Source organism: Epilithonimonas sp. (assembly GCF_056329745.1).
On record NZ_JBWEYV010000006.1, the window covers coordinates 68,930 to 83,375 of the forward strand.

12 protein-coding genes are annotated in these 14,446 nt (G+C 38.5%); 5 read left to right on the top strand and 7 right to left on the bottom strand.

Annotated elements, in window-relative coordinates; all coding sequences use genetic code 11:
- The first annotated feature begins 13 nt into the window (after window positions 1–13).
- Complete coding sequence (locus AC00Y6_RS06145; protein WP_474489739.1) at window positions 14–1,207, top strand: efflux RND transporter periplasmic adaptor subunit; 1,194 nt, start codon at window positions 14–16, stop codon at window positions 1,205–1,207.
- 134 nt (window positions 1,208–1,341) lie between these two features.
- Here AC00Y6_RS06145 and AC00Y6_RS06150 read toward each other — a convergent pair whose 3' ends face one another.
- The 3 genes from AC00Y6_RS06150 to dapF form a co-directional block, all read right to left on the bottom strand.
- Entirely contained in the window at window positions 1,342–3,906 is a 2,565-nt protein-coding gene (locus AC00Y6_RS06150) for a TonB-dependent receptor domain-containing protein (RefSeq protein ID WP_474489740.1), read from the bottom strand.
- 114 nt (window positions 3,907–4,020) lie between these two features.
- Window positions 4,021–5,046 (bottom strand): endolytic transglycosylase MltG, encoded by a 1,026-nt coding sequence (gene mltG, locus AC00Y6_RS06155; protein ID WP_474489741.1) that lies wholly within the window; start codon window positions 5,044–5,046, stop codon window positions 4,021–4,023.
- Between the two features lie 45 nt (window positions 5,047–5,091).
- Window positions 5,092–5,856: a diaminopimelate epimerase gene (gene dapF / locus AC00Y6_RS06160; protein WP_474489742.1), complete on the bottom strand. Its 765-nt coding sequence runs from the start codon at window positions 5,854–5,856 to the stop codon at window positions 5,092–5,094.
- Between the two features lie 208 nt (window positions 5,857–6,064).
- Here dapF and AC00Y6_RS06165 point away from each other — a divergent pair, with 208 nt between their 5' ends.
- The gene (locus AC00Y6_RS06165; RefSeq protein ID WP_474489743.1) at window positions 6,065–6,622 is read left to right on the top strand and encodes an RNA polymerase sigma factor; all 558 of its coding nucleotides are present in this window, start codon (window positions 6,065–6,067) and stop codon (window positions 6,620–6,622) included.
- A gap of 56 nt (window positions 6,623–6,678) precedes the next feature.
- Window positions 6,679–7,533, top strand: coding sequence for a lipoyl synthase (gene lipA / locus AC00Y6_RS06170; RefSeq protein ID WP_474489744.1), 855 nt, complete (start codon window positions 6,679–6,681; stop codon window positions 7,531–7,533).
- 80 nt (window positions 7,534–7,613) lie between these two features.
- On the opposite strand, the gene mtaB is transcribed toward lipA, so the two are convergent.
- The 3 genes from mtaB to AC00Y6_RS06185 all read right to left on the bottom strand — a co-directional run bounded on the left by mtaB (window position 7,614) and on the right by AC00Y6_RS06185 (window position 9,738).
- Window positions 7,614–8,972, bottom strand: coding sequence for a tRNA (N(6)-L-threonylcarbamoyladenosine(37)-C(2))-methylthiotransferase MtaB (mtaB, locus tag AC00Y6_RS06175; RefSeq protein WP_474489745.1), 1,359 nt, complete (start codon window positions 8,970–8,972; stop codon window positions 7,614–7,616).
- 86 nt (window positions 8,973–9,058) lie between these two features.
- Window positions 9,059–9,250: a DUF6496 domain-containing protein gene (locus AC00Y6_RS06180; protein ID WP_474489746.1), complete on the bottom strand. Its 192-nt coding sequence runs from the start codon at window positions 9,248–9,250 to the stop codon at window positions 9,059–9,061.
- 8 nt (window positions 9,251–9,258) lie between these two features.
- Window positions 9,259–9,738, bottom strand: coding sequence for a hypothetical protein (locus AC00Y6_RS06185; RefSeq protein WP_474489747.1), 480 nt, complete (start codon window positions 9,736–9,738; stop codon window positions 9,259–9,261).
- A gap of 239 nt (window positions 9,739–9,977) precedes the next feature.
- Here AC00Y6_RS06185 and AC00Y6_RS06190 point away from each other — a divergent pair, with 239 nt between their 5' ends.
- Window positions 9,978–11,492, top strand: coding sequence for a Do family serine endopeptidase (locus AC00Y6_RS06190; protein ID WP_474489748.1), 1,515 nt, complete (start codon window positions 9,978–9,980; stop codon window positions 11,490–11,492).
- A 105-nt stretch (window positions 11,493–11,597) separates the two neighbouring features.
- Window positions 11,598–12,302 carry a LytR/AlgR family response regulator transcription factor gene (locus AC00Y6_RS06195; protein ID WP_474489749.1) on the top strand — a complete coding sequence of 235 codons (705 nt, stop codon included), beginning with the start codon at window positions 11,598–11,600 and terminating at the stop codon, window positions 12,300–12,302.
- Here AC00Y6_RS06195 and AC00Y6_RS06200 read toward each other — a convergent pair.
- The gene (locus AC00Y6_RS06200) at window positions 12,282–14,369 is read right to left on the bottom strand and encodes a tetratricopeptide repeat-containing sensor histidine kinase (protein ID WP_474489750.1); all 2,088 of its coding nucleotides are present in this window, start codon (window positions 14,367–14,369) and stop codon (window positions 12,282–12,284) included. The genes AC00Y6_RS06195 and AC00Y6_RS06200 overlap by 21 nt on opposite strands.
- Window positions 14,370–14,446: the final 77 nt, after the last annotated feature.

A 14,446-nucleotide genomic window follows, 5' to 3' on the forward strand; every position in this document is an offset into this window, starting at 1 on the left:
CGATATCTACATAATGGAAAAAAAGAAATTTACATTCAAAAAAGCCATTTCCATACTTTTGGGATTACTGTTTATCATTGCTGTGATTGGCTGGATCGGTTATCTCATCAAGTCTAATTCTACAGAAAATGAAGTTTTTCTCAGCAGGAAGCCTGTCATTAAGAATTTGGATGACAAAGTAATGGCCACTGGGAAGATAGAACCACAGGAAGAGATCGAAATCAAACCCAATATATCTGGGATTATCCAGAGCATTAGCGTTAAAGAAGGCGATAAGGTGCAAGCAGGTCAACTATTGGCCGTTATAAGAATTGTACCCAATGTGACTGATGTGAATAATGCCACAATGAATGTTACCAATTCACAAATCCAGCTCAATAATGCCAAAATTAATGTTGATAATCAGGATAAACAGTTTGCAATGCAGGAGAAGCTTTACAAACAGGGAGTAATATCCAAGCAGGAATATATTACATCTCAACAACAGTTGCAGACGACTTTGCAACAGAAGAAGCTGGCCGCACAGCAACTGAATGCCGCACAGAAACAATTGCAGATAGTGAGAACCGGTGCTACGCCAGAGTTGCAAAATATGGCAACCACGCAAATCCGGGCAAAAGCAGCCGGTACTGTTTTGAAAATCCCTGTAAAAGTTGGTAGCCAGGTTATTGAAGCCAATGCCTTCAACCCTGGTACTACAATATGTTCTATCGCAGATCTTAATTCTTTGATTTTCAAAGGTAATATAGATGAAGCGCAAGCCGGTAAACTTAAGCAGGGTATGGAGATGAATGTGGTAATAGGTGCGCTGCAAAATAAAACTTTCCCGGGCAAACTAACGCTTATTGCCCCTAAAGGGACTGATGAAAACGGAACCATCAAATTTGCAGTGGAGGGTGATGTTTATAACAAAACAGGCGAGTATATTAGAGCAGGTTTTAGTGCCAATGGCGAGATTTTACTGAGTTCAGAGAAAAATGCATTATTGCTTGATGAGTCTCTTATACAATATGAGAAGGGTAGTAACAAAGCCTTTGTTGAGGTAAAACAGGCTAATGGAAGTTATAAAAAAACATATGTCAAACTCGGCGCCAGTGATGGTATCAATGTACAGATATTATCCGGTATTGATAAAAATGCGGAGGTCAAAGTTTGGAATCCATCTGATAAAGACAAAGAAGAGCTGAAAGACCAGCAGAAAAAATAGACCTTTAGATTATAATTGTTAAAGGAATCCGCAGCTAGGTTATTAGCTGCGGATTCTATTTTTATAGAGATATAACATTACAAAAAACCACCGCGGAAAAAGCAGTGGTTTTATATTATTTGAGGCTTTTTATATTACATTGGCCCTTGCTCATCGCCGCCATTATCATTGGCATTAATGTCTTTTTTACGTTTAGGTTGTTCTATTTTTTCACCTTGTTTAAATCTGTAAGTTAAAGAAATAGAGGCCTGTCTTGGTTGCCATTGCATGTATGAGTCTCTTGTACTGTTGGCCGTATAAGTAGTAGCCCGCATAGATCTGGTATTGAAAATATCCTGAATGTTGAACGCGATCGTACTATTACCGTTCCAGATGGTTTTGGAAGCGCCGAAATTAACAGCATACATATCTTTTCTGTTTTGATAATCTGTTTTCTGACCACCTCTGTAGAAACCTTGCAATTGGAAATTAAATGTTTTGTCAATTTTAAAGGTAGAGGTCAAACGGGTTCTTGTAGAAATACCTTTACCGGTAAAATTAGCGGTGGCAACAATAGGGTTTAGGTTTTCATCAACCGTATCATACTGCGTGCTGCCTTTGGTATTGTAACCAAATACATCCAAATTTCCCATGAATTTTAGCCAGCTGGTTGCATCCCAGTTAAAATTAAGATCCAATCCATAGCGGTCATCTGTCCCCAGGTTGATAGGCTTGGTGTGAAATACAATTCTGTTCATCACTGCACCTGTTTCGTCTTTGTACTCTTCGCTTTTGTTATAAACCAGCATTTTCATGTCGTCGGTCTGATGTCTGTAGTACAATGTAGGATTAATGGTGAATTTTCTCTTGGAGATGCTGTAACCCACTTCATAAGAATCTACGTAAGAAGGGTTGAGATCTATATTACCATCAAAGATGTTTTGATTATCGCTGTAACTTGGGTTTGGGATTAAGAAAAAGCCTCTTGGGCGGTCTATTCTTCTGGAATAGTTAACCAGGATTTGGTTGTCTTTGGCGACTTCATAGCTTAAAAATACGCTTGGAAAGAGATTATTGTAATTTTTCTTTTTATTAGACATGGTATCCGTTCCCTGCATGTTTTGATAATCTATCGTCACATTGGAGATCTCATCTCTAAGTCCTAGTTGATATCCCAGTTTACCTACTTTACTTTTGAACTGAAGATAAAATGCATTAAAGAGTTCTTTGTAAGTTGCATCGTATGTATAAAGCCCCAGGTAATTAAGCGCTGGATCTTTAATGGTACTTTGCTGTACATTATTATCATAATCATTGGTGTTGGCATCCAGGCGGTATCCGGCTTCAAGCTTAGACACTTCCCCCAGTGGTAACTCATAATCTGCCTTACCAATCACACTTTTATTAACTGTCTTTTGACCGATAATATTTTGTAAAGAGGAGATATCACTGTAGTTACTGTATTCTGCAATGTTAGAATCGTTATTGGACTTGTTTCTTTGCAAACTGAGTGATAAGGAAAGGTTTTGCCCTTTGTCATCAAATTTATGATCGAGACCAAAATCTCCCTGAAAAGCAAGGTTGCTATTGCTGCCAGCTGTTCTCCTTTGCAGAAAACTGTTAGCCGCATTCAGAAAATAATAGTTATAGTCAATATTGCCATTATTTTCACTGTCAAAGGTTCTTACAGTTCCCGAAGCATTTACAGAGGTTTTATCTGTAATATCGTAAACCACACCTGCCGTGGCGTTGTAATTATTGTTTTTACTTTTTATTTCACTATTCTGGTGACTTTCAGTTTCTTTACCATCTATGCTGACGTTTTTATAGTAATTGTCATTTCTGGTTGTATATTTCGATTCTCTATAACCTCCGCCGCCGTTCAGGAACCAAGATACATTACCTTTTCGCCAATTAAGACTTGTATTAAGATTGGTCTGAGGCAGATAACCCAGTGTTCCAATAACACTGCCGTTAAATCCTGCTTTTTTTGATTTTTTAAGAATAATGTTCAGGATACCTGCTGTACCACTGGCTTCAAATTTGGAACTTGGGTTGGTAATCACCTCAATTTTCTCAATTTGATCTGCAGGAATACTTTGCAGCGCATTAGCGCCATCATCTATACCTAATAGGGCAGATGGTTTTCCATTAATTAAAAAACGAACGTTGGAGCTGCCGCGCATAGAAACCGTTCCATCAGTATCTACGGAAACAGAAGGCACATTAGTCAGAACATCCTGCAAACTGCCACCTTTGCTTACCAAATCCTGAGAAGGATCGTAGGTTTTCTTATCCAGCTCAACTTTATAAGGTTTTGTAGATGCAGCTGTAATCGTTACGCCTTGGATGTCTGTAGTATTAGTAAGATTGGCTTTTCCTTCGGAGATAATGACGAAAGGCGCAAGGGCTCCGGATTTTTCTACATTAATGGTTTGCGTGAATTTTTTGTAATCCACGGCCTCTATACTAACCTCGTAGTTGCCTGGTACAAGCTCCAGCTTATAACTACCGTCTGCATTAGCCAATACAGCATCGCTCAGCTGGCTGTTCTGTTGATTTTTAAAAGTGACAGATGCGTAGCCAACACCGCCGTTAGCATCCTTTACATTTCCAGAAATATTGACTTTCTGCTGAGCCATTACAAAGCTTGCAGCACCTATTGATAAGGCTATCACTACTTTTCTCTGAAATACATTTACAATCTCCGTTCGTATCATTATGATCTATTTTTGACTCGTAACCGGAAATCCGGAGTCCAAAGTCATTATTATTTATTTGTCTTAATTTATTATCTAAAATGCTTCAACGCTCCAGCGCTCCAACGCTCCAACTTACTTAATCTGCTTGCTGTTGAGCCAGTCTTGATATGCTTTTGCATTGATGGCATGTTCTGCATCATTATCTGTGAATTTGTGATAACCCAATCTTGCCGGGTCTGCACACATATAGATGTAGTTGTTGTTTTGGGCGTCCAGCACCGCGTTTAATGAATTTTTGTCCACTATACATATCGGTCCTGGCGGAATCCCTTTGTTGGCATAAGTGTTATAAGGTGATGGCTCTTTAAGGTCTTTATAATAAACCCTTTTGATTTGTGTTTTAAAATTGCTGGCTTTGCTTACAGCGTAGATCACTGTTGGGTCACTCTGCAGCTTCATCCCTTTTTTATACCGGTTGATGTACAAACCTGCAATTGTTTTTTGTTCATCGGGTTTGCCGCCGGATTCTTTATAGACAATTGAAGCCAAAGCGTAGATTTGATCCCTTGTTAAACCGGATTTCTTTTCTTTCTCAATTCTTTCTGCTGTCCAGAAATTTTTATAATCGGAATCAAATTTGTCAAAAAACTCTCTGGGTGTCACCGTCCAGAAAAAGTCATACGTATTGTTGAAAAAATACTTTTTAAGATCTTCTGCATTGCTATAGCCTTTCTGCTTGGCCACGGCATCCAGCTGCTTTATAAACGTTGCGGAGTCGGTTTCTGTTTTTTTGCTGACCCTGCCAATCATCTGGTAAACGTCATCAAAATCCTTAATACGGAAGCTGTTGGGTGTTTGGTTTCCCGCAATAATCATATTGGTGATTTGGCGGTTGCTCATCCCGGGTTTCATCTCATAACGTCCAGGTTTGTAATGGTCTTTCAGGTCTTTTTTGCCTACTATGCTTAGAAAGTTATCTTTATTTTTAAGGTAAGGCGCAATTGAATCCAGAATTTGTTTGTATCCGGCGCGGTGAGGGATGAGGACAAAACCTTCTTTTTCCACATTATTCCCGAAATATTTGATATAAAACCGGATGCCGAAAAAACCCATAATAGCGATGGCTACAACGGCAAGGATTATAATTATTTTTTTCATTAATATTTTAAATTAAATAAAAGATGAGGCTAATTTCAGAGTAGTTTAAATTTCGATTGTTCCCGAAAAAACCTGAACTGCAGGACCTTCCAACCAAATATCGGAGAAACCGGAACCATTGCTTTTTGCATAGACATTCAAGGAGCCGCCTTTCACCTTAATTTTAACAAACGTTTGATTGTTATTTTGCATAAAAGTTAAAGCTGCTGCGGTAACTCCGGTGCCACAACTGTAAGTCTCGTCTTCCACACCGCGCTCGTAAGTTCTTACAAAAAGCTCGTCATCAGCCAATTGGGAAACAAAATTGACATTGATGCCTTCTTTCTTATAGGTATCAGAATTTCTGATTTTGTTACCGTTGGTGTAAACATCATAGCCTGCCACATCATCCACATATTGTATAAAATGGGGCGATCCAGTGTTAAGAACGTAATGATCACCATCTTTTGAAATGGCAGAAACATCACCCATTTTCAGTTTGACAATGCCGTTATTAATTTCGGCCTCGTGCAGCCCATCGATGCCAAGGAACGTTGTTTTATTTTTAAAAATATTCAGGAAATGTGCGAATGAAACGGAGCATCTGGCACCATTGCCACAAAAACTTTTGGATCCGTCAGAATTATAATAATCCACCTCAAAATCAACACCTTCCGCAGTATTGATTTTAATTAGCCCATCTGCGCCAATGCCAAACCGGCGGTCGCACAATTGTTGGATTTGTTCTATAGAAAGATCATCCCAGGTTCCTAAACGGTTGTCTATCATGACAAAATCATTCCCCGTGCCTTGGTATTTATAAAATTCCATTACTTATTTATCTGATTGTTAGTTGATTGTTGATTGTCGAAGTACAAAAATCAAGCCTGTAAAATTACGGATTTTAAAAGGATTGCAATCTTGATCTTTGTTATTTAAAATCAGTCTAAATGTTATAGGCTGTTTTACGGATTATAGAATTTCTCAATGCCGCCGAATCGATTTTTTTTAATTATTATAATTATCTTTGTTCATTGAAATGAAAGAAGATCAGCTCCTTAATCTCATTATAAAAGCCCGTGCAAAGGATCAGAAAGCGCAGACCCAGCTTATTAATATGTTTTGGGTGGATGTTTTTTCTTTTGTGATGAACCGTGTGAAGGATGAGAATGATGCCGATGAGATTACGGTATCGGTATTCTCAAAAGTGCTGAACAAGCTTGATTTGTTTGATCCTGATTTTCAATTTAAAACATGGGTTTTTACGATTGCCCAGAACACGATTATAGATTTCTGGAGAAAGCAAAACAGGCAAAACGAAGACACTTCGGACAACCTGCACAATCATAAAAACGAGTTTGCCAAATCGCCGGAAGAACTGATGATCTCCGAAGAGGACCAGCAAAAAATCGTTAAAATTATAGAGACGATGGATGCTAAAAATCAGGACATCATCCGCCTGAGGTTTTTTGAGGAAAAAAGTATTAAAGAGATAGCGGAAGAGCTTAATCTTTCCGTTGCCAACACAAAAGTGAGGATTATGAGAGCCAAGAAAATCTTGGCCGAATTATTAAAAGAAGACGAAACAGATTTTTAAAAAGTCAAGACTAAGCCTTTTGAGGAAGCTTTGAACTTAAAACCCTGAATTAGATAATGGAAGAGACATTAACACAAAAACCCAAATGGATCCGCGTAAAATTGCCAACCGGTAAAAATTACAGGGAACTCAGAAATTTGGTAGACAAATATAAGCTCAACACAATTTGCCAAAGCGGAAGCTGTCCTAATATGGGCGAATGTTGGGGCGAGGGAACGGCAACATTTATGATTCTGGGCAATATTTGTACCCGTAGCTGTGGCTTCTGCGGTGTAAAGACCGGCAAACCAATGGATGTCAACTGGGATGAACCCGAAAAAGTGGCAAGATCCATTAAATTAATGAAAATCAAGCATGCGGTTTTAACCTCTGTGGATCGCGATGATTTGAAAGATATGGGATCTATCCTATGGGCAGAAACCGTGAATGCCGTTCGCAGGATTTCTCCGGGAACTACGATGGAAACATTGATTCCGGATTTTCAAGGTTTAACTAAACATCTTGATAGGTTGATAGACGTGGCGCCGGAAGTAATCTCCCACAACATGGAAACCGTCAAACGATTGACAAGAGAAGTGCGGATCCAGGCCAAATATGAGCGCAGCCTAGAGGTTTTGAGATACCTGAAAGAAGCCGGGCAAAACCGTACCAAAACCGGAGTGATGCTTGGATTGGGGGAGACCAAAGATGAGGTGTTCCAAACTATAGAGGATATCAGGAATGCCAATGTGGATGTGATTACGCTTGGGCAATATCTGCAACCTACCAAAAAACATTTGCCTGTGAAACGTTTTGTATCGCCGGAAGAGTTTGATGAATACGGTGATTTTGCAAGAAATTTAGGATTTCGTCATGTAGAAAGTTCGCCACTCGTAAGAAGTTCTTACCATGCAGAGAAACATATTCATTAATTGATATTTCATCAATAAAAATCAAAGTCGGGAGAGCATTCTTCCGACTTTTTTATTTTAACCGAAATGATTAGATTTAATTATATTTTTGCGAGGAAATCTTCAAACTGGGTTTCTTTGATAGCCACAGATCCGTCTTCCAAAATCTTATCCAAAGTAATATTTTCGATCTGATTTACCCATTTTGGGTCATAAGATTTGGAAATGCGGACATAATTTTCTGTAAAGCCGTACATCATTCCGTTTTTGTTCTCATGCTCCCAAAGAACCGGCAATGTTTTACCTAACTGCGTCCTGTAGAATTCCATTTTCTTTTTTTCGGATAGGATTCGGAGCATTTTGTTCCTTCTTTTCCTTTCCGCCACGGGAACAGCGCCAAGCATATCTGCCGCCTCTGTATTTTCCCTTTCAGAATAGGTGAAAACGTGCAAGTAACTGATAGGTAGCTCATTCAGGAAGTTGTAGGTTTGCATAAACAGTTCCTCTGTCTCTCCCGGGAAACCAACAATCACATCTACGCCAATGGCTGCGTACGGCATCACTTCCCGGATTTTGTTAACCCTGTCATGATAAAGTTTGGTAAGGTAGCGGCGCTTCATTTTTTTCAATAATTCGTCACTGCCAGACTGAAGCGGGATATGAAAATGGGGAACAAAACTTCTGCTTTTTGAAACTAAATCAATACTTTCGTCTTTCAGAAGGTTGGGCTCGATGGAAGAGATTCTGATTCTCTCGATACCATCTACTTTATCCAGTTCCGAAATCAAATCTAGAAAAGTATGCTCATGTTTCTTATTCCCAAATTCACCTTTGCCATAATCTCCTATATTAACGCCGGTTAAAACAATTTCTTTGATATCCCTTGCGGCAATTTCTTTAGCATTTTTCACCACATTGTCGATAGTATCAGACCGGGAAATCCCTCTGGCAAGAGGGATGGTACAATAAGTACATTTATAATCGCAGCCATCCTGAACTTTAAGAAACGCTCTAGTCCTGTCACCAATGGAATAAGAACCGACAAAAAAATCAGCCTCATCAATCTCACAGGAATGGATCTCGGCATAATTTTCCGATTTTTCCAAATCATAAAGATAACTCAGGATGTTGAATTTTTCCTTAGCACCCAAAACCAGGTCTACACCTTCAATGGCAGAAATCTCTTCGGGCTTCAGCTGGGCATAGCAGCCAATAATAGCTACCAAGCCATCAGGGTTAGCCTTTGCGGCACGCTTCACGTGGAGTTTACATTCTTTATCGGCATTTTCTGTTACCGAACAAGTGTTAATGATATAAACTTTTGCAGGCTCGTCAAAATTAACTTTTTGATAGCCGGCATCTGTGAGTTGCCTTGCTATGGTAGAGGTTTCCGCAAAGTTGAGTTTGCAGCCAAGTGTATGAAAAGCAACGGTTTTGTGTTGTGAAATATCTTGAGACATAAGGCTGCAAAGTTATTAATAAAATCCAAATTGTACCAAATGCCGTTGCTGCATAAAAAAATCCGGACGAGCCGGATCTGTAGTTGTTATTTTGATTTTTTCTGTTTCGGGACTTTAAGGCCTTCTTCGCGGGCTTCGGAAATTCCTATGGCAATCGCCTGCTTCCTGCTGGTGACTTTGTCGCCGGAGCTGGATTTCAGTTTCCCTTCTTTGAATTCCTTCATCACCTGGCCTACTTTTTCTTCTGCTTTATCCGAATATTTTTTTGAAGTTGCCATCCTATTTTTTATTCTTTTGATTTTGGAACGCTTACCGCCAGTTCATAAACTTTGGTATGCATTAGATATTTTGATCTCTCACGGGAAGTAACGTTTTCCACTTCTCCTTTGTATAAAACAATTACGGCGTCTTCTTTAATCTGCCAATCTGCATCAGAAAAATACTTTTCGTCTGGGCTTTTATCGGTAATTTCAGATTCTCGCTCTTTTAGCTTATCAGCAATTTCCTGAAAGCCTTCGTCCGATGACTGCAAAATCTTATAATCTGGACCAGCATAGGCTTTATAAACCCTGTTATCATCCACAAGGTGCTGCGAGTCATCTTTCACGGGATTATCATTGCCGTCTAGAAAGCCTACCTCTTCCAACTTTCCATTTCTTTGCTCCGCAAACTTTCTTGCTTCGCCTACAGAATCAAATCCTGTATACAAGTTGCTGTCATCATATTCATATTTGGTCAGTTTATCAATGATATTTTCGTTTTCCATAATTCAATCTTTTAGAAAAGTTATAACAATTATTCTGCCAAGCTGTCATCGTTTTGTCACATATTAGTACTAATTATGTAATTATCAAGCCAATAAATAACAGTCTTTTGCCTATTGTTATTAATAATTTTTTAAAAATGGTTAAACTTCGTTAAAACTGTAACACTAAATTTTTAGTTCATACTAATTTAGCATTAAATTTGTGTAACAATAATCTCAAAAAAGAAATGAATATTAAAATGAAGAATACATTAAAAAAACTAATGCCATTTGCATTAACAGGTGTGATATCTGGGGCAACTGTTTTTGGCGCAAGCCACTATTTGTCATCTGAAAATAATGGTGAAGATTTTTCTTATTTTACAAAATCCTCAAAAAATTCCGCTTTTGTAGGGATGTCCGCATCCGGCGATGATTTTGTGAAGGCTTCTAAAACTACGGTACCAGCCGTTGTAACGATTAAAAATTATCAGGACAGATCTGCGCAGAGAATGCCAGATCAAGATATGTTCGACTTTTTCTTTGGCCCTTTTGGAGGTAATCAGCAACGCCAACCTCAACAACAGCAGGCACCTAAAAATATGCCATCAGGATTAGGCTCTGGGGTGATTATTTCCCCAGATGGTTATATTATTTCCAACAACCACGTGGTGGCAGGTGCTAATAAGCTGGAAGTTGTATTAAGCAATAAAAAATCCTACATCGCCACTTTGGTAGGTACCGATCCTAATACTGATATTGCCCTTTTGAAAATAGAAGAAAAGGGCTTGCCTTATCTTAATTTCGCTAATTCTGATATGGTAGAAGTGGGACAGTGGGTTCTAGCAGTAGGTAACCCATTAGGACTTAACTCTACAGTAACTGCTGGGATCATCTCTGCCAAAGGAAGAAGTATCGATATTCTTAGCCAACAATCAAGAACGCCAATTGAAAGCTTCATCCAAACGGATGCTGCCATCAACCCTGGGAACAGTGGCGGTGCATTGGTTAATATTAACGGTGATCTTATTGGTATCAATACAGCGATCCAGTCCAAAACAGGATATTACGAAGGTTATGGCTTTGCCGTACCATCTAATCTTGCAAGAAAAATAATAGAAGATATCAAGAAATTTGGTCTTGTACAAAGGGGCTTTTTAGGTGTTGGAAGTTTGGATTTATCCAATGATATGCAGGTTGCTGCTTACAATCAAAAAAATAAATCTAACGTGAAAGTAGGTGATGGCATCTACGTAACCGAAGTCACAGGAAAAAGTGGCGCCGAAGATGCAGGTATCAAAATGGGTGATGTTATTACAAAAATAGATAACACGGCCATTGGAAGTTTTGCTGATTTGTCTTTTGCAATTGGAAGCAGACGCCCGGGCGATAAAGTTTCTGTAACTTATACAAGAAATGGAAGACCGAATACTGTGATGGTTACACTAAAGGATCAGAAAGGCGGTACATCGTCTCGTAGTAAAGCTGATCTTTCTGTAACAGAGAAAATAGGATCTGAATTTGAACCGCTTAGTGAAAGGGTTAAAACAGACTATGGATTGGAAAGTGGTGTGATTGCAAAAAATGTTACCGAAGGTAGCGAGATGGATAAAATTGGCGTGGTTGACAATTATATCGTGATGGAAATTAATGGTAAACCGGTCAATTCCCAAAAAGATGTAGAAAAAATCCTGAATGGTTATAAAGGAAATGTGCAGGTAAAATATGTAGACAGCTACGGTAGAATCACAACGCGTGGTTTCAAAATGCCTTAATTGTTTTTCCGAAAAAATAATATAGCAAAACCCAAGTTTTAGAGCTTGGGTTTTTTATTGCCCTGTTATTTTGTTTTTTTCTAACTTTGATGAAGATCAAGTAGCATGAAAATCATCAGATGCATTATTGTAGAGGATCAGGAAGTAGATCGATTAATGCTCCAACATCTTGTAAAACAACAAGATATTTTGGAGCTGGTTGCGGCTGTAGATTCTGCTGAGAGTGCTAGGGATTTTATAGATGAAAAGATCGATTTGCTATTTCTGGATATAGATTTGCCCGGCATTTCTGGGATAGAAATCAGGAGAATGTACCAGCATATACCGGCATGTATTTTCATCAGTTCTCACCCAGAATATGCCATCGACACCTACGAACTGGATACGTTGGATTTTCTCTCAAAACCTATCAAAAGGGAACGTTTTGAGTATGCAGTGAATAAGCTAAGGGATTTTTTCAGTATGCGGGAAAAGTCAGACTATTTTGACATCCTTACCGGATCGCAGTTCCTTAATATCAAAGAAGGGCATCAGACGGTGCAGGTAAGGATTTCGGATATTGTTTATCTGGAAGCTCTTAAGGATTATACCAGGCTTATTACTGCCAACAAAAGGCATTGTGTGTTGTCATCCATTGGGCAAATTTTGAAACACACACACTTTTCGGGATTTGTAAGAATTCATAAAAGTTATGCGGTGCCCAGACATTTGGTGACCAAAAAAAGCAGCTATGAAGTATTGATTAATCATGATATTACCCTGCCTGTTGGGCGTGCTTATAAAGACAATTTAAATTTTTTTGGAACTTAACCTTACATAAGTTTCCCCGATGAGCATATCACTTTCTACCGATATATCGAGTTTTATGGCCTTGCAAAGATCCCTTATCACATGCAATCCTAATCCGGATCTGATCCCAATACTGGTGCCATCATCATAAAGCGCACGGAATTTTTCTATCCCTGCGCCACCACCATTGTCAGATATTTCTATGTAATAATAATTGTGTTCTTCCCACGCTTTGCATACAATGAGGGCATTTTCTTTGTCGGTCAAAACTTTTATACTGTTGTTGATAAGATTTCGGATAATGGTTTTAAGATATTCTTTATCTGTATAGATGAGTTGTTGCGGCGTGTAACGGAAAGAAATCGCAATATCCTGCACCCAAACCAGTTCATTTTCCAATTCAGAAAATATTGATTCTACACTATAATTTTTAAAAGAAGGGACAAAGTTTTCCATTTGCCCTTTGCTCCATAGAAGGAGGTCTTCCATCTGTCCTAACAATTGTTCCGTAGCTCTGGTAGTCTGCAGTTCTAGACGGTTTTTGGTATCGGTGTCTATCATGTCGGGAGCTTCTTTTTGTAGGTGCAGAAAATTAATAAGCGATATGACCGGACTGCGCAAATCGTGGTTAAGGATCCCAAAAAACTGCATTTTCGTCTTATTGGCTTTGTCGAGTTCCGCATTTAGTTTCGTCAGTTTACGGTTGGCATTTCTCCTATGATTACTCTGGTAATATAAGCCACCTCCAATAATAGCGATGGCTACCAAACCTGAAATTAGGTACCATCGTTCTTTTTTTGAGTTCTCAATGTTCAGTTCGTGGATCGTATTTTCGTTAACTAATGATTTGATTTCCTGTTTTTTATTGTTGTTTTGGAAGCGGGCTTCTGCCATGGCTAGGCTTTTTTTACCAGATTCTGTAGATAGGGAATCATTGGTCCGGCTATAGGATTTGTAATGTTTATAAGCTTTTTCCCATTGCTTTTTGGCAGCATAACTCTCGGATAGTTTTTTATTGATTTCTGCAAAAAAGCGCTTGTCATAGATATAGGCAAAATTCAATGCTTTATTCAGCGTTGTAATAGCCTCGTTATATTTCTTTTGTCCTACTAGTACTTTGCCTTTGATAGTATTGGCTTCCATTAGGATTTCTTCATCATTGGATTTTGCCGCAAAAAGCAGCGCTTTATTGGCATAATTATCTGCAAGTTTTAGTCTGTTTTTTTCCAAATAAAACTCTGCCATATTACGGTTGGCATAGCTGACATTGAGGAAAAGAACCGGATTGCTTTGCCCAATACCATACAATTCCAAATAATATTTTTTTGCTAGGTCTATGTTTCCAAGATTGGTGTAAGCTTCTATATAAGAATTGTACAGAAAGGCAACACTGTCGGATTTTTCCAGATAAGGTGTGGCATAATCACAATATTCTATGGCTTTATCATATTGTTTCATATCATTGTAAGCGTCCGCAATCTGAAGATAAGAAACGCCTATGTTGTTATCGTCTAGCTTAGTTCGGTTTTTAATCAACAGCAGGTAATCAATAGCTTTCAGCTTATAATTAATAAAGTTTTCAAACTCCGATCTGTCCAGATAATACTCACCAATGCTGCCCAGTAAAATTGCTTTGGAGTTAGTATGTCTTACCGTATCTACTATTCTTTTAATATAATTAATTAATGCTTCACCCTTGTTATGTTGCTTGGTAGAATAATACATATAGTTGAGCCTCATCAGGGCCAGCGCTTCCTGCTTGAGGGATTTGGCACTTTGCGCCAGTTGAAGTGATTTCTCGAAATTGATAGTGGCTTTGTCGTATTGGTTATTGGTGTACTCATAACCATAGCCTTTGTAGAAATAGAATTTTGCTAAGTAGGTGGGGTTATTTTTTGCTAAGTTGATGCCAATATCAGACTCGTCTATTAGTAAGTGATAATTTTCCTTATCCGTTAATGATTTGCAATAAGCATCCCAGGCCTTAATTTTTTCATTGTTGGTTTTATAATACGACAGGGTTGGCTGCTCTTGGCAGAACAGCGTTGTGGAGATCTGTAGTACAATGAAAAGGTATATTTTCCTCATTGATAGAGGTTTATAAATAAAATTAAAGGTAAAATAAATTTTTGATAAATGTCATTGGTCTATTAAAAATGTCGTTC

Bases quoted from the DNA above. Each gene is read 5' to 3' on its own strand.
- dapF (WP_474489742.1), bottom strand. From the start codon at position 5,856: ATGGAATTTTATAAATACCAAGGCACGGGGAATGATTTTGTCATGATA.
- lipA (WP_474489744.1), top strand. From the start codon at position 6,679: ATGGAAGAGACATTAACACAAAAACCCAAATGGATCCGCGTAAAATTG.
- mltG (WP_474489741.1), bottom strand. From the start codon at position 5,046: ATGAAAAAAATAATTATAATCCTTGCCGTTGTAGCCATCGCTATTATG.
- AC00Y6_RS06165 (WP_474489743.1), top strand. From the start codon at position 6,065: ATGAAAGAAGATCAGCTCCTTAATCTCATTATAAAAGCCCGTGCAAAG.
- AC00Y6_RS06200 (WP_474489750.1), bottom strand. From the start codon at position 14,369: ATGAGGAAAATATACCTTTTCATTGTACTACAGATCTCCACAACGCTG.
- mtaB (WP_474489745.1), bottom strand. From the start codon at position 8,972: ATGTCTCAAGATATTTCACAACACAAAACCGTTGCTTTTCATACACTT.
- AC00Y6_RS06150 (WP_474489740.1), bottom strand. From the start codon at position 3,906: ATGATACGAACGGAGATTGTAAATGTATTTCAGAGAAAAGTAGTGATA.
- AC00Y6_RS06195 (WP_474489749.1), top strand. From the start codon at position 11,598: ATGAAAATCATCAGATGCATTATTGTAGAGGATCAGGAAGTAGATCGA.
- AC00Y6_RS06145 (WP_474489739.1), top strand. From the start codon at position 14: ATGGAAAAAAAGAAATTTACATTCAAAAAAGCCATTTCCATACTTTTG.
- AC00Y6_RS06180 (WP_474489746.1), bottom strand. From the start codon at position 9,250: ATGGCAACTTCAAAAAAATATTCGGATAAAGCAGAAGAAAAAGTAGGC.
- AC00Y6_RS06190 (WP_474489748.1), top strand. From the start codon at position 9,978: ATGAAGAATACATTAAAAAAACTAATGCCATTTGCATTAACAGGTGTG.
- AC00Y6_RS06185 (WP_474489747.1), bottom strand. From the start codon at position 9,738: ATGGAAAACGAAAATATCATTGATAAACTGACCAAATATGAATATGAT.